General features: G+C 53.4%; 15 protein-coding genes. 7 read left to right on the top strand and 8 right to left on the bottom strand.

The window, feature by feature from the left end:
* Positions 1-132: 132 nt before the first annotated feature.
* The 4 genes from K6123_RS17140 (at position 133) to K6123_RS17125 (ending at position 3,562) form a co-directional block, all read left to right on the top strand.
* Positions 133-1,380 (top strand): cytochrome-c peroxidase, encoded by a 1,248-nt coding sequence (locus tag K6123_RS17140; protein WP_221799978.1) that lies wholly within the window; start codon positions 133-135, stop codon positions 1,378-1,380.
* A complete protein-coding gene (locus K6123_RS17135) occupies positions 1,367-1,912 on the top strand; it encodes an FMN-binding protein (protein WP_221799976.1) in 546 nt (181 codons plus the stop codon). Before K6123_RS17140 ends, K6123_RS17135 begins: the two co-directional genes overlap by 14 nt.
* Before the next feature lie 68 nt (positions 1,913-1,980).
* Positions 1,981-2,754: a PepSY domain-containing protein gene (locus K6123_RS17130; protein WP_221799974.1), complete on the top strand. Its 774-nt coding sequence runs from the start codon at positions 1,981-1,983 to the stop codon at positions 2,752-2,754.
* Positions 2,755-2,806: 52 nt separating this feature from the next.
* Positions 2,807-3,562, top strand: a complete 756-nt coding sequence (locus tag K6123_RS17125; protein WP_221799972.1) for a sulfite exporter TauE/SafE family protein — start codon at positions 2,807-2,809, stop codon at positions 3,560-3,562.
* Positions 3,563-3,638: 76 nt separating this feature from the next.
* On the opposite strand, the gene K6123_RS17120 is transcribed toward K6123_RS17125, so the two are convergent.
* The gene (locus K6123_RS17120) at positions 3,639-4,700 is read right to left on the bottom strand and encodes a 3-deoxy-7-phosphoheptulonate synthase (RefSeq protein WP_221799970.1); all 1,062 of its coding nucleotides are present in this window, start codon (positions 4,698-4,700) and stop codon (positions 3,639-3,641) included.
* Positions 4,701-5,386: 686 nt separating this feature from the next.
* Between K6123_RS17120 and K6123_RS17115 the strand changes: the two genes are divergently transcribed.
* Positions 5,387-6,355: a TRAP transporter substrate-binding protein gene (locus K6123_RS17115; RefSeq protein WP_221799968.1), complete on the top strand. Its 969-nt coding sequence runs from the start codon at positions 5,387-5,389 to the stop codon at positions 6,353-6,355.
* Positions 6,356-6,514: 159 nt separating this feature from the next.
* A complete protein-coding gene (locus K6123_RS17110) occupies positions 6,515-6,781 on the top strand; it encodes a hypothetical protein (RefSeq protein ID WP_221799966.1) in 267 nt (88 codons plus the stop codon).
* Between the two features lie 53 nt (positions 6,782-6,834).
* On the opposite strand, the gene K6123_RS17105 is transcribed toward K6123_RS17110, so the two are convergent.
* The 7 genes from K6123_RS17105 to K6123_RS17075 all read right to left on the bottom strand — a co-directional run bounded on the left by K6123_RS17105 (position 6,835) and on the right by K6123_RS17075 (position 12,615).
* Entirely contained in the window at positions 6,835-7,269 is a 435-nt protein-coding gene (locus K6123_RS17105) for a hypothetical protein (protein ID WP_221799964.1), read from the bottom strand.
* Between the two features lie 213 nt (positions 7,270-7,482).
* Positions 7,483-8,328 (bottom strand): class III extradiol dioxygenase family protein, encoded by an 846-nt coding sequence (locus K6123_RS17100; protein WP_221799962.1) that lies wholly within the window; start codon positions 8,326-8,328, stop codon positions 7,483-7,485.
* Positions 8,321-8,689: a protocatechuate 3,4-dioxygenase gene (locus K6123_RS17095; RefSeq protein WP_221799960.1), complete on the bottom strand. Its 369-nt coding sequence runs from the start codon at positions 8,687-8,689 to the stop codon at positions 8,321-8,323. Before K6123_RS17095 ends, K6123_RS17100 begins: the two co-directional genes overlap by 8 nt.
* 148 nt (positions 8,690-8,837) lie before the next feature.
* Entirely contained in the window at positions 8,838-9,710 is an 873-nt protein-coding gene (locus K6123_RS17090) for an amidohydrolase family protein (RefSeq protein WP_221800304.1), read from the bottom strand.
* A 124-nt stretch (positions 9,711-9,834) separates the two neighbouring features.
* Entirely contained in the window at positions 9,835-10,908 is a 1,074-nt protein-coding gene (locus K6123_RS17085) for a 4-oxalomesaconate tautomerase (protein ID WP_246624871.1), read from the bottom strand.
* The gene (locus K6123_RS17080; protein WP_221799958.1) at positions 10,901-11,578 is read right to left on the bottom strand and encodes a 4-carboxy-4-hydroxy-2-oxoadipate aldolase/oxaloacetate decarboxylase; all 678 of its coding nucleotides are present in this window, start codon (positions 11,576-11,578) and stop codon (positions 10,901-10,903) included. The genes K6123_RS17085 and K6123_RS17080 overlap by 8 nt, the downstream gene beginning before the upstream one ends.
* Positions 11,579-11,604: 26 nt before the next feature.
* Positions 11,605-12,615 (bottom strand): amidohydrolase family protein, encoded by a 1,011-nt coding sequence (locus K6123_RS17075; protein ID WP_221799956.1) that lies wholly within the window; start codon positions 12,613-12,615, stop codon positions 11,605-11,607.
* 259 nt (positions 12,616-12,874) lie between these two features.
* On the opposite strand from K6123_RS17075, the gene K6123_RS17070 reads away from it, so the two are divergent.
* Entirely contained in the window at positions 12,875-14,101 is a 1,227-nt protein-coding gene (locus tag K6123_RS17070; RefSeq protein WP_221799954.1) for a LysR family transcriptional regulator, read from the top strand.
* The last annotated feature ends 554 nt before the right edge of the window (positions 14,102-14,655 follow it).

The following is a 14,655-nucleotide window of genomic DNA, read 5'->3' as shown; positions in this document are numbered from 1 at the left end:
TAATATCAATACGAATGATTTGCAAATGTCATTATTAAACAATTTCAATCAAATTCTTGTTATGAACTTGATTAAAGTTATAAATTTAGGAAAAGAAGCTGGTATAGACCAACCGAGATACGCAAGAACAGGATGAAAGCAACCGTGAAACGACTGGCCGTAATTGCATTAGGTCTGGCCCTGGGAGCCTGCGGGTCGTCCTCAGATTCAGATGATTCTTCTGCCTTCAGCACCCAGGAAGCCCTGGGTGAAAGTTTGTTTAATGACACTTCGCTGTCGTTTAACCGTACCCAGGCATGCTCAAGCTGCCATGATTCAGCCAAGGCATTTACCGACAGTAACCTTGATGACGAAGGCAATACAGTCGCTGTTTCACTGGGTGATGATGGTGTTTCCACTGGCGATCGCAATGCACCGACCGCAACCTATGCGACACTGACGCCAGAGTTCCAGAACGGCACGCGTACACGTTTCAACAGTCAGCAATCGGACTACAGCGGTTGGATTGGCGGACAGTTCCACGACGGCCGAGCCAGCACTTTAGCGGACCAGGCTGGCGGACCGTTTCTTAACGAAATTGAAATGGGCATGCCTAACAAGGCCAGTGTGATTGAACGTATTCTGGAAAATGACCAGTATGTCGAAGCTTTTGAACGACTGTTCGGCAGCGACGTTTTCGACGACACAGACACGGCATATACCGCATTGACAGAAGCCATTGCGGCTTTTGAAAGCACCGATGAATTTATGCCGTTTGACTCCAAATATGACCGCTCGCTACTGGATGAGGACGACCCTGACTACTATGACTATGGCGTGATTTCCAAAGTCGCTTCCGGCCGCACGCTATTTTTCTCACAGCAGTTCACCAACTGCGCCACCTGCCACCAGCTCAAACGTCAGGGCAGCGCCAATGAAACCTTCACAGGCTACGAGTACCACAACATCGGCGTGCCCGTGAATAGTGCTGTCCGTACCGCCAACGGGCTGGGAACGGACTATGTGGATACCGGCCTGCAAACCAATAACGAAGCGGTTACCGACGCCAGTGAAATGGGCAAGTTCAAGGTACCTACCCTGCGGAACGTCGCCATTACGGCTCCTTATATGCACAACGGCGTGTTCCAGGATCTGGCTACCGTGGTGAAATTCTACGATCACTGGATGACCGGAAGCAGCCACACCATCAACCCGGAAACCGGTATTGAGTGGGCAGATCCCGAAGTTACAGACACCATCAGTCTGACCGAACTGCAAGACGGTGCCTTGATTACTGACACCCGTGTCGAACAACTGGTTTGCTTTATGATGACCCTTACTGACGCCCGCTATGAAAGCCTGATCAGTGATGAGGATTGGGAAAACTGTGAAGCTGAATAACCCTCTGACACTGCTACTGGCAACTGTCTGCCTGCTGGTTGGCCACACGGTGCTGGCTGAGGAATTCCTCAGTCAGCAAGCGTTTCTGGAACAGGCGTTCGAGCATCAGCCCGCCACCAGCCAAACCCTGTGGCTGAAGCCGGAACAAAAGCAGGCCATTGAAGCCATACTCGCCCACCCTTACAAAGGTTTACGGGTGCGTTATTGGCAAAGCGCCGACCAGGCGAATCACCGTAGCGCCTGGATTCTGGAAGAAATTGGCAAGGAGCAACCGATTACCGTCGGCATAGTGATTGATGAACTGCAGATACGCAGCGTCAGTATTCTTGCGTTCCGGGAATCCCGCGGCTGGGAGGTAAAATATCCATTTTTTACCGACCAGTTTGTTGGCCAGCAGCTGAACAATGATCAGCAACTGAGCCAGTCGGTTGACGGTATTACTGGTGCAACCTTGTCGGTGCGAGCTGTGACAGCGGTCGCGCGCGTCGCACTTTACCTGGCTGGTCAGCGTCAGACTGCCAGTATCCATTGAGTTTTTTATAATCACTATTTATCAGCATCATCAATACCTATCACCAATAACGACAGACGGATTAAGTTGTGACCCTTGTAGCCCGCCTGATTCAATGGCACCGCCGTGCTGGACTACTGGTAGTCCCCATCATCCTGATGCTGACGATCACCGGCATCCTGATCAATCACAGCCAACAACTTGGTTTTGCCAGACAGCCGGTGTTTTCAGCCCTGATCGGCTGGTTATACGGTGTTGAACCACAAACGGCCAAACGCGGTTTTAGCAGTGCCGATAGCTGGATCAGCCAGCTGGGCCAGACCATTTATTTGAACGAGCAGCCGCTGGCAGAATGCCACAGCCAGTTGCTGGGAGCGCTGTTCTGGCAACAAACCCACGCAGTGCTGTGCGATAACCGCATCACCCTGTTCCTGCCCGATGGTCAGGCGGTTGAAGAACTGGCCGGTTTACCTGTTGCGGCGACGGCTTTGGGCTTGATCGATAACAACGGCGAAACGACTCTGGCTCTGGCAGCACCAGTCTGGTATCTCGATCAAAACGCCTGGCAGTGGCAAACGGCCGAGAATGGTGCTTTCCAGCAGGTTCAATGGGCGAGCAGCGAAGCATTACCGGCTGCACTGGCTGAACATCTCAATCAGCAACAACCACTGCCCGGCATCAACGTCGAACGAGTGTTACTGGACCTGCACAGCGGCCGCCTGTTCGGCCAAACCGGCGTTATTATCATCGACCTGGCCAGCTTGCTGTTTGCCTTTCTGGCTCTCAGTGGCCTCTACACCTGGTTGAAACGCACCCTGCGTTCCTCAAAAAACAAGCCGTTCAAACGTCGCCATCGTTACTGAATCTGGGGATAATCTGCGCAGCTTTCAACTGCGCTACTGCCGGGATTTCACCATGCTTGAGTGGCTTATGCCTGCCGACCTGACGCTGGCAACGTCGATATTTCTGATTATTGCTGCCGGTTTCACGTCGTTTATGACCGCCTCATTGGGCATTGGTGGCGGCTTGTTATTGCTGGCGCTGATGGCATCGACCGTACCGGTTGCGGCACTGATTCCGGTACATGGCCTGGTGCAACTGGGTTCTAACGGCAACCGGGCACTGATGACCCGCCAGCACATCGACTGGAACATGCTGAAGCTGTTTAGCGTCGGTGCTGTGATTGGTGCCCTGATAGCCTCTGCCGTCGTTGTGCAATTACCACTGTCAGTAATTCAGTTTGCGGTAGCCGGTTTTATTCTGTTTCTGGTGTGGGGTAACAAGCCCGGTAAAGCAGATCTGGGCAGCGGCGGCCGTATTTTTGCGGGCGCGCTGACCACATTCCTGACCATGTTCGTGGGCGCAACCGGGCCTTTGGTTGCCGGTTTTGTTCACCGCAATAATTACAGCAAACTGCAACTCACCAGCACCTTTGCTACTTGTATGACGCTACAGCACAGCTTCAAGGCGGTGGTCTTTACTGCGGTCGGCTTTGCATTCTTTGAGTGGCTGCCACTGGTGATCCTGATGATCGCCAGCGGCGCTCTGGGAACCTGGGTCGGCCTCAAGCTGCTCAACAAGATTCCCGCTGAGCGCTTCAAGCAGATCTTCAAGGTATTGATTACCGTGCTGGCCCTGCGGCTGATCTGGCAGGGCATTCAGAGTTTCTAGCCTGATACGATTCGAGACAACCAAGAAAGCCAGGCAGGAGTTGCTGGCAACATTCCTGTCTGGCCTTAACGAACGGTTAAACCAGCTTGCTGTGCATGGCCTGTAACAGGGTTTCAGTCTGATCCCAGCCAATACACGGGTCGGTAATCGACTGGCCGTAGACCAGCTTGCCATCCATTTTCTGGCTGCCTTCATTAATGAAGCTTTCCAGCATCACCCCAATAATCTTGTCGTTACCGGCGACCCGCTGCTCCACCACTTCCAGGGCAATCGGAATCTGCCGACGATGTTGTTTGCAGGCGTTGGCGTGGCTGCAATCAACCAGCACGCCAGCGTTGCAACCGGCGTCCTGCAACTGACGCTGGGCTTCAGCAATGCTCGCCGCATCATAGTTGGTGATGCCGTTACCACCGCGCAGCACGATGTGGGTATCCGGGTTACCCGGCGTCGTCAGCATCGCCAACTGGCCATGACAATCCACCCCCAGCGTATGATGACTGTGGCGGGCCGCCACCATGGCGTTCACTGCGGTGGTCATCGAGCCATCGGTACCGTTTTTGATGCCGGTAGGCATGCCCAGATGACTGACCATTTCGCGGTGAATTTGGGATTCTGCGGTACGGGCACCGATGGCAGTCCAGCTCACCAGATCATCCAGGTACATCATCACCATCGGGTTCAGTGCTTCAGTCGCCAGCGGCAGCCCCATCCGAATCAGTTCCAGCATCACCTTGCGGCTACGTTCAATGCCAGCCGCCATGTCGCCTTTGCCATCACGCTGCGGATCGTAGGCCAAACCTTTCCAGCCGATGTTGGTACGGGGTTTTTCAACGTAGGCCCGCATCACAATCATCAGGCGATCGCCCAGCTGGCGATTCAAGGCTGCCAGACGCTGGCCGTAATCCAGTGCGGCTTCTTCGTCATGGATTGAGCACGGCCCGGTGATCACCAGCAGACGCTTATCGTCACCGTTCATGATGTTGCGAATCTGCTGACGGTGTTGCTCAACCTGAACCTGATGTTTTTCAGGCAGCGGCAGTTGCGCCTTCAGCGTCGCTGGTGTGGCCATTGGGCGTACTGCCGGGTCATTGCTGGCAGTAGTTTGGTTGAGGCTGTTGTTGAGAGCTGGATTAGTCATTTTCTGGTCCTGTATTTCTGCATCTGAAAGTATTTTTTGTGATTAGCCTGTTGGTCCGGTGAGCAATCAGCCCCGCCAATATCGGGAGCAAATGCCACCGATGCTAAATCGCACTTTCTTCCGCAGAATCAGTACTGAACTGACTTGCTTGTTAGCTGTACTGAGCAAGCTGTACATCACAACCTCTCCACATTAACCCTTGAAAAATTCCATAAAAAAACCCCGGTTGGCAGACTGCCAACCGGGGTTCCCTTTGGCAGTCTGGCTTGGTGCCAAACTGCCGGGTGTTTTCACACTACAGGCAGCCTGGCTCCTGGCTAAAGTAGCCATAACCAAAATACCAATACGCCACAACCGCACTGCCACACGGACGCACTACCGCTGCAACTGCAGAGGTCTGATCCTTATAGTGGTGTACATGAGCTGAGGTCATTAGGGCGTAACCATTCAAATATGTAATACATCCATCCTAAACAGGAATGGATAGATTGCAACCAGAAATTTGGTATGTAGGGCCTGTACATACTATTCACGTGGTGAATAGTAGAAAAAACTTCACGTTTTTTGATTTAACCACTGTTCTGCAGCTGCCAAGGCGGCTGCCAAATGTTGCAACTTGCGCCAAACGGTATCATGGTAACGCTCCATAAAAATCAGCTCAGAAGAAACCCGTAAAGAGGCTTCATGTGAATACATTTACCCGACTGGCAACTACTTCCATCGCACTGCTTTGTAGCATTTTGGGCAGTACCCAAAACGCATCGGCAGAGACTGTTCGTTATGGTCTGGTTACCCCCCCAGGCCACACCCTGACCGAACTGACCACTCGTTTTGACGAAAACCTGAAACGCCTCAGCGATGGCCAGTTTGATCCTCGTCCATCCCGCCAGGCCAAAATGGGCGGCGAAGCATTTATTCTGGAGAATCTGGAAAGCGGTCGCCTGCAAGCAGGCATGCTGTCTACCGGCACACTGGAAAAAATCAATCCGGCATTCAATGTCTGGTATATGCCTTTCCAGTTTGAAAATGTTGAGGCAGCAGCTCGCGCCAGCCAGTCACATCAGGCCAAAGCCATGCTGAAAACCCTCGAAGCCAATAATTTGATTGGTTTGGGCTATGCCTTTTCCGGCATGCGTCAGCTGCTCTCTCCAACCGCTATCAGCTCTGTTGAAGACCTCAAAGGCAAAAAGGTACGTGCCTTTCCCAACAGCGTATTCAGCTACTGGTACAACCAACTGGGTGCCGAACCAAAAGCCATTCCGACTCGCGATATCCTGCCGGCACTGGAGCAAAACGAAGTCGATCTGATCGACTGTGATCTCGATATGCTGGTTGGCCTGAAGATCTATGAAAAGGCCCCCCACCTGCTGTTGACCAACCACATGGCTTTCCCTGCGGTCTTTGCGGTATCCAAAAGCTGGTTTGATGCACTGACACCTGAAAATCAGGAAATTGTCCGCAAGGCCTACAGCGAGGCCGAGCAATGGGGTATCGAGCGTCAGATTCAGGCCGAAAAAACCAATCTGCGCGAACTGGAGCAGGCTGGCGTCGATATCGTTCGTATGCAACGTCAGGACTTCGGTGCCGCACCGGATGCAGTGGTTGAACACTACAAGGCCGAGAATCCTGCCATTCGCCAGTTCCTGGAAATGTAAGACACTCTTGCTGACACACAAAAACCGGCCAAGGCCGGTTTTTTGTTTTCTGCTGGCTGACGCGCTGCCTTACACAAAACATGAGAAAACCACATCAGTCTTGTTATCTGTCCGCTGACGCCTTACTGTCGCGGCTGATTAACCAGCGGGATAAAACACATGAATCTGATTGAACTGGGTGAAAACACCGACGCGGAATACGACAAGGAACACAGCTGCGCAGCCAACGTTTATCCAGACTGCGACCGCCTGGTTCATTGCGTATCCCAATTCGATCAGCCGATGGACAGCTGGCAGCTCCACAACCTGCATTTTGCCGACGCCGAGGAAGTTGCGTTAGGCGACGCGGAAGACGTCGGCGAGCTGACCTATCACAGCATGATTGTGGTGAATTTCTGCCCGTTTTGTGGTGAGAAATTGAAGTAAGTTTGTTTGAAAAGCTAGAGAATGACTTAAAGATGAGTTACCCATCTTTATGACTAACTATTACATTCAGGTGAGTAATAAAGGGTTGTTCCACACTGAGGACAAAAATGCTCACGGTGATAAGTATGCTGCATTAACGCACGAACCTGTAGCTTCCCCCCTCCGCAACCAAAACACTGTATTTCCCCATTTGTAATCAAGTGGGGATATGTTCGCTTATACCAGTCGAACGTCTTTAGCCTGAAATCTCTTTCCAGTTTTTCAAATCGCTTGATCCTTTTCCATCCACCCAACAGAAGCACCAAGCCCACCAAGGCAATCCCGGCTCCTATTAACGCGGGAACATACATCACTCCAGGCTCGACCAATTCAGACCGTTCAAGCTTCGGGCCTGTAACAAACAGTATATCAATGCTACCTAAGGCGCCGTATAAAATGAGCCCGCCACCAAAGGCCAGTACAAACAATTTCGCTATGATTATTTTCATTGTCATTCCCTGGACAGATTAATCATTGGATAAGAAAGCCCAGTATCTACTGAAAGGAAAGAAGCTACTGAGCGTTAATACACAAAACCCCCAGCCGGTTGCCCGACTGGGGGTTTTGTTTTCAGGCGCTCTTTTCAGGCACTCTTTCAGGTTTGCTGCTACCAGCTGCTACGCTGCTTTATCAGAGCTGCTGTTACCTGCGCCTGTGATCGATCAGTCTTGCGGAATCAGCAACTGCACGCCAACACCTGTGTTGGAGATCGGTGATACGTAATTACGCATACGCTCTTCCGGAATGCCGTCACCCATAGCGCCACGCATGGCCAGCCACATGGCGATTTCAACCATCTGGGCGCCACCACGTTCGATCAGGTCAACGTTGCTGAACTGGGTGATCTCTTCCGGGTTGGTTACCAGTTTGTCCATGCACCAGTTGTCGAAGTCGGCATTCAGAATACCCGCACGCGGGCCATCCAACTGGTGAGACAGACCGCCAGTACCCAGCAGTACGACTTTCTGGTCCTTGTCCCAACAACGGATCGCATCACCAATCGCTTTACCAAACGCGTAGCTGCGGCTTGGCTTTGGCATTGGGTGACGTTCACAGTTGATGGCAACCGGAATCACCTTGATGCCCTGATAAGTGTGGTTTGGCCACAGCAGGGTCATTGGTACGGTGGCACCATGATCGACCTTGATGTCCTGACACACAGTCGGATCAAAATCGTTTTCGATCAGGTGGTTGACAATGTGCCAGCTCAGTTCGGTTTCACCGGTGACTGGCGGGATTGGCTTGATGCCCCAGCCTTCGTCAGCGTTCTGGTATTCCGGCGCACAACCAATGGCGTAGGTTGGCTTCTTGTCGAGCCACATTTCCAGACCGTGGTCGTTGTAGAACAGTACCGCGATGTCCGGCTTTTCTTCGCCCAGCCACTCGCGGATTGGTGGATAGATGGCGAACAGGTCGCGGTAGTACGGGGTGTCTTCCAGGCCCTTGTCGATTGCAACGCCGATAGCCGGAATATGAGATGTGGTGATACCACCGATAATCTTAGCCATTGGTTGTTTTCCCCCTGCCCTGACTGTCGAGATATGCCTGGAACTCTTCGGTAGTACGGCCTGATTGCATGCCGCCAATTACCTGCATGTTCCAGCCAAAAATACCGGCCAGTTTCGCCATGTAGTAGATGCTGCCGCCCAGTTCGAGCAACTTGTTCAGGTCCTTGTCACGCAGTGCCTGCTTGAAGTCTTCGGTCAGTTTGAATTGATCCATATAGGCTTCAGGGTCTGCCAGGAAAGCCTGACGGGCGTCTTCGTTGTTGAACGAAAAACACATCTTGTTGAAGTTGAACCCTTTGGTCGATTGCGCACCATCAAAATGGACAGTGCCTTCGACCGGCTTCATTTTGTAATCTGTCATGTTCAGCCCTCGCTGATCCAGCTATTGGGAACATCATCCATCAATCGAGCCTGATGTTCGAGAGTCTCGGATTTATCTTTTTTATAGCAAGACGCTATTAAAGCAACGGCCCAGATAGTCTGGGCCGTTTAAGATCACCGGGGTCGGATTACGCCCAATACAGACGCATCGGGTTGTCGACCAGCAGCATCTGCTGCAGTTCGGCCGTTGGTGCGATCAGCGGGATCACATCAACCAGCTTGCCGTCATCCGGTACATGAGACTTCATGTTTGGATGTGGCCAGTCGGTGCCCCACAGACAACGCTCAGGGAACAGTTCCACCAGCTTGGCCATGAAAGGCACCACATCGCTGTAGTCTGGCGCAGTCAGGGTCAGACGCTCTGGACAGGTGGTCTTGACCCAGACTTTTTCGTTGTCTTTCATCAGCTGGATGAAGCGCTGGAAGTCAGGGTGATCAACGCCCTTGGCAACGTCTGGACGACCCATGTGGTCAACCACAATGGTGGTATCCAGTTCGTTCAGGAACGGGATCAGCTCTTCCAGGTCTGGCGCTTCGAAGTAAACAACGATGTGCCAGCCCAGTGGCTTGATCTTTTCAGCAACAGACAGGAACACTTCTTTTGGCGTGCTATCAACCAGACGCTTGACGAAGTTGAAACGGACGGCACGAACACCGGCCTTGTCCATCGCTTCCAGCTCTTCAACCGTGATCGCAGGATCAACCACAGCGACACCGCGAGCCAGCTCGCCAGCGCTTTCCAGCGCGTCGATCAGGGCGGCGTTGTCAGTACCGTGACAGGAAGCCTGAACGATAACGTTGCGTTCGAAGCCCAGGTAATCACGCAGTTCGAACAGCTTTTCCTTCGGCGCATCACACGGCGTGTATTTACGCTTCGGGTGGTAAGGGAATTTTTCCGCTGGACCAAATACATGGCAGTGGGCGTCTACCGCACCAGCAGGTGCCTTGAATTCAGGCTTGCTTGGGTTGGCATGAAACGGCAGGTAATCCGGATCCATCATCATTAGTTACCAATAATTGTTATTGATGTCAGTGGCGCGGCCGTCACCCAGAGCAACAGGCGCCACGTGAATTCCGGGTCAGAGACGGGCAACACATCCGCTCTGGCCCGGCTGGTCATCCGGCTTAACCGAATACCAGCCCGTCAAACAGTTTGCGTGCAGTGCGCAGCAGTGCAGCCGAGGCAACATTGCCGTTTTCCATATTGAGGATAACGGTCATTTCGCCAATTGGGTGCTCTACTGACAGCGACTTGCGATCACCCGCTTCGACGATGGCAACTTCTGCCGCCGGAGAACCTGGCAATGCCGCCGCAGTCGCGACACTGACCGCGCCCAGTACGCCAATGGAAGCGTGACAACGGTGCGGGATAAAGGTACGGGTAGAAATAGAACCACCAGCAGTCGCAGCACTCACCATGCTCATCTTGGGAACGGATTTTTCTTTCACGTCACCCAGATTCATCAGCGGACCGGCCTGCAGACGAATGGATTCCAGTTTGGCGCGCAGCGCTTCGTTGGCTTCCAGTTCCTCACGGCTTTCAGTGCCGCTAATACCCATGTCTTCGGCGCGCATCACAACAACCGGCATGCCGTTGTCGATCATGGTCACTTCAACGCCATCAATCACATCCACCGCGTTGCCGGTTGGCAGCAGTGAACCACAGCTGGAACCTGCGGTATCCAGGAAAGTGATGGGAATGGAAGACGCGGTGCCGGGTACGCCATCAATTTTGGCGTCGCCACAGTAGCTCACCTTGCCGCCCGGAGTTGGCACGCTGGCAATGGCTACCTGACCGGTGTTCTGCATGAAAATACGCACATCGGTGGTGTCACCGGTGGCATCCACCAGTCCACGCTCGATGGCAAACGGGCCAACGCCCGCCAGAATATTGCCGCAGTTCTGGGCATCGGTAACGATGGCCTGATCAACAAACACCTGCAGGAACAGGTAGTCGACATCGGCATCTTCGCGCTCGGAACGGGATACGACAGCAACCTTCGAGGTCAGCGGGTCAGCCCCGCCCAAACCATCGATCTGGCGCGGGTCAGGAGAACCCATGACCCGCAACAGAAACGCATCACGTTCGGCCGTGTCGGCCGGCAGATCCTGCGTCAGGAAGTAGCCCCCTTTTGAGGTGCCACCTCGCATCCACATGCAGCGTACACCCGCTTGCGGGTCAAAACGCTGCTCAGACATATTTCAGACCTTTCTCTTCCAGGCGAGGACGCATGTTGTAGATGTCCAGGCCCAGTTCGCCATTGGCCATACGAACGCGCTTTTCTTCTTCCAGCGCCATACGAGCCTGGGCTTTTTCCAGTACCGCAGCCGCGTGTTCACGACGAACCACAACCACGCCGTCATCGTCTGCCACGATCACGTCACCCGGATTCACCAGCTCGTCTGCACATACCAGAGGTACGTTTACAGAGCCGACGGTTTCCTTGATGGTGCCTTCAGCGAATACGGCCTTGGACCAGACGTAGAAGTTCATCGCCCGCAGATCACGCGTGTCACGCACACCGCCGTCGATGATCAGACCAACCACACCACGGGCCTGGGCAGAAGTCGCCAGCAGGTCGCCGAAGAAACCGTGGTTGGAAGGAGACGTTGGCGCGAATACCATGATGTCGCCTTTCTGGCACTGTTCGATGGCCACGTGCATCATCCAGTTGTCGCCAGCAGCGCCAGAGATGGTCACGGCAGAACCGGCCACAGACACGTCCTGCTGGATTGGACGCATGTAGTGCGCCAGCAAACCGACACGGCCCTGGGCTTCGTGAACGGTAGCAACGCCACACTTGGCCAGACCGTCGATAACCGCCTGATCAGCGCGCTCGATATGTTGTACTACGACTGTTTCTTTCATCGTTATGACTCCAGTAGCTCGGTGAATCAGGCAGTCTTCAGACGGCTGAATACACGACGGATGTTGTTTTCGAAGATGTCTTGCTTGGCCGCAGCGTCGATCTTGGTAGTCGCATCGATGTACTTCTTGGTGTCGTCGAAGTAGTGACCGGTTTCAGGGTCGATACCACGAACCGCACCAATCATTTCGGAAGCGAACAGGATGTTCTTGGTCGGGATCACGTCGAGCAGCAGGTCGATACCTTTCTGGTGGTAAACACAAGTGTCGAAGTAAATGTTGTTCAGTACGCGCTCTTCCAGCTCGAAGCCTTTATCCAGCGCCATGCCGCGGAAGCGACCCCAGTGGTAAGGAACAGCACCGCCGCCATGAGGAATAATGATCTTCAGGGTCGGGAAGTCCTTGAACACGTCAGACATCATCAGCTGCTGGAAGCCGGTGGTATCGGCACCCAGGTAGTGGGAACCGGTGGTGTCGAAACAGTCGTTACAGGCAGCAGACACGTGAATCATCGCCGGGATGTCGTATTCACACATCTTTTCATAGATCGGGTAGAACTCACGGGCAGACAGACGGCTGCCGTTCCAGAAACCACCGCTTGGGTCCGGGTTCAGGTTGATACCGATGAAACCCATTTCTTCCACAGTACGAACGATTTCAGCCACTGATTTGGATGGATCAACGCCAGGCGACTGTGGCAGCTGGGCTACCGGTACAAAGTTCTCAGGGAACAGGTCACACACGCGACGGATCAGGTCGTTCTGGTTTTCAGTCCAGAATTTGCTGGTGTGCTCGTTACCAACGTGATGACCCATCCAGCTGGCGCGTGGAGAGAAAATAGTCAGGTCGGTGCCGCGGTCCTGTTGCAGCTTCAACTGGTTGTTGATGATGGATTCACGGATCTCATCATCAGTCACATTGAACTGTCCTTTCTCACCAATAAAGGCAGGGTCCTTGGCTACTTCTGCTTTCTGGGCATCACGCCAGGCGCCAACGCCAGGAGGAGTGGTGGTGTAGTGTCCATGACAATCGATGATCATTATTCTTCTCGCTTTGTGTTCTGGCATCTGCCGTTTCCGGCAGGAACCACGGCATGCAGCAAACATTAAAAGAGGGACGCCAGCTGCATAACTGCCTGTGGCAGCCAGCGTCCAATTCTCCAGCTCGACCGCTAACCCACAGGGTTATCGGATAGTACACTCATGGTAGGAATCCATGATTGCTACTGGCTATTTCATTTTCACTGTTACATTATTGGATTTTGCTATAGAGCTGTTTTCCAGTGGAGTTGAGCCAGTAATGGAGTTCACCATTCCCAACCTTCGCCACCTCAGGGTTTTTCTGGAGGTGAGCGAACAAAAAAGTATTAGCAAGGCAGCCCCAAGGGTATTTCTTTCGCAACCAGCCATAACTCAGGCATTAGCCCGGCTGGAAGAAATGCTGCAAACCGAATTGTTCGAGCGCCGTGCCGAAGGCATGTACCCGACCGAATCCGGCGAAGTCTGGTACAACCGGGTTGAGCGCTGCATTACCTATTTATTGCAGGGCATTCGTGAAGCCCTGCGTTATGGCTCCGGTGGCAGCCGCAACCAGTCAGCACAGCAGATGGTATCACTGTTGACCACCACCCAGCTGCGCGCTTTGGTGGCCGTTACCGAAGCCCAGAACTTCAGTATTGCCAGCCGTGCCGTTGGCGTATCGCAATCTTCGCTACACCGTGCTGCCCGTGAACTGGAACAGCTTCTGCAGGTACCGCTGTTCGAAAAAACCAGCACCGGCATCAGTGCCACCAAGGCCGCCCAGGCGTTGGCGCGAGCCACCAAGCTGGCATTTTCTGAACTCAACCAGGGTTACTCGGAAGTCAGCGCACTGCAGTTTCGCGAGGTCGGAAAAATCGTCGTTGGCAGCATGCCACTGGCGCGGACGTCAATTCTGCCTGAAGCCATTATTCGATTTAGCGAAAGCCACCCGGATATCGACATCAGCGTGGTGGATGCGCCCTACAGCGACCTGCTGCACCACCTGCGCCACGGCGATCTCGATTTCCTCATCGGCGCGCTGCGCTTCCCGCCGCCGGTCGACGACGTCATTCAGGAAGAACTGCTGTCGCCGCCGCTGGCAGTGATCTGTCGCCCCGGCCACCCGCTGATGAACACACCGAATCTGACCATCGACGATCTCGCCCAACAGTCCTGGGTGGTGCCGCGCAAGGGCACGCCAACCCGCAAGGCATTTGAAGCGCTGTTTGAAGATCGCGGCATGGCCATCCCGGATCATCTGGTCGAAACCAGCTCACAAATCCTGATTCGTGAACTGCTGCGTGGCAGCAATCGGCTGACGCTGATTTCCACCCACCAGATCGAACACGAACTCAGTTTTGGCCTGCTGTCGGTGCTGCCAATGACGCTTGAGCACACTCGCCGGGCCATCGGCCTGACCTTGCGGCAAAACTGGCAAGCCACCCCCAGCCAGATGAATTTCCTCGACCTGCTACGCCAGCAAGCTGAAATTCTGCGTGATTTGTAAATCCGACGCTCATTTATAAAACCAATACCTGATACCTGCAGGACGGTTAACCAGCTCCGGGGCAATCGCCCCGGCTGCCCAAAAGCCTTCATCAATTCATCCCGCCAACAACAGGAAAAGGCCATTCAGAGCCGTTTTCATGGACTTTTTCAACACCAGCAAGAAGCACACAATCAATATCAAATTCCGCATACAGCTTGCTCTGGATTTCATACCAAAAATTTCCATTACCAATTTTGAATAGCTGTTCTGGTTTATTAATTATTAACCACTGGACGCCAGTGATAGATTGGCCTTCTCGAACTTGGTCGTTTTGAGTTTTGTGTTGTTGCCCGCGGTGCTACCAGAGATTCTCTTCCTGGAGAAATTTCGCAGTTGGTTCACCGCGGGAGTTTTTTGTTCAAACGGCCTGTCCCACCAGTGTATTTACGACCTGCTCAGCGTGTTCTCATGGCTCTCACTCTCTTAAATGGGTATACGATGGCCAGGTCGTAAGCATATTGATGGTAATTGTTACTCCCACAAGGCGCCCCAGAGTGCCAAACGACCGATCA

The sequence above is a fragment of the Oceanobacter mangrovi genome, from assembly GCF_019740315.1.
GTDB lineage: Bacteria > Pseudomonadota > Gammaproteobacteria > Pseudomonadales > Oceanobacteraceae > Oceanobacter > Oceanobacter mangrovi.
This window is presented reverse-complemented; position numbering and strand designations above follow the sequence as displayed.

Excerpts from the sequence above, each read along its gene's own strand:
- K6123_RS17140 (WP_221799978.1), top strand. The coding sequence starts at position 133 with ATGAAAGCAACCGTGAAACGACTGGCCGTAATTGCATTAGGTCTGGCC.
- K6123_RS17125 (WP_221799972.1), top strand. The coding sequence starts at position 2,807 with ATGCTTGAGTGGCTTATGCCTGCCGACCTGACGCTGGCAACGTCGATA.
- K6123_RS17120 (WP_221799970.1), bottom strand. The coding sequence starts at position 4,700 with ATGACTAATCCAGCTCTCAACAACAGCCTCAACCAAACTACTGCCAGC.
- K6123_RS17110 (WP_221799966.1), top strand. The coding sequence starts at position 6,515 with ATGAATCTGATTGAACTGGGTGAAAACACCGACGCGGAATACGACAAG.
- K6123_RS17105 (WP_221799964.1), bottom strand. The coding sequence starts at position 7,269 with ATGAAAATAATCATAGCGAAATTGTTTGTACTGGCCTTTGGTGGCGGG.
- K6123_RS17100 (WP_221799962.1), bottom strand. The coding sequence starts at position 8,328 with ATGGCTAAGATTATCGGTGGTATCACCACATCTCATATTCCGGCTATC.
- K6123_RS17095 (WP_221799960.1), bottom strand. The coding sequence starts at position 8,689 with ATGACAGATTACAAAATGAAGCCGGTCGAAGGCACTGTCCATTTTGAT.
- K6123_RS17090 (WP_221800304.1), bottom strand. The coding sequence starts at position 9,710 with ATGATGGATCCGGATTACCTGCCGTTTCATGCCAACCCAAGCAAGCCT.
- K6123_RS17085 (WP_246624871.1), bottom strand. The coding sequence starts at position 10,908 with ATGTCTGAGCAGCGTTTTGACCCGCAAGCGGGTGTACGCTGCATGTGG.
- K6123_RS17080 (WP_221799958.1), bottom strand. The coding sequence starts at position 11,578 with ATGAAAGAAACAGTCGTAGTACAACATATCGAGCGCGCTGATCAGGCG.
- K6123_RS17075 (WP_221799956.1), bottom strand. The coding sequence starts at position 12,615 with ATGATCATCGATTGTCATGGACACTACACCACCACTCCTCCTGGCGTT.
- K6123_RS17070 (WP_221799954.1), top strand. The coding sequence starts at position 12,875 with ATGGAGTTCACCATTCCCAACCTTCGCCACCTCAGGGTTTTTCTGGAG.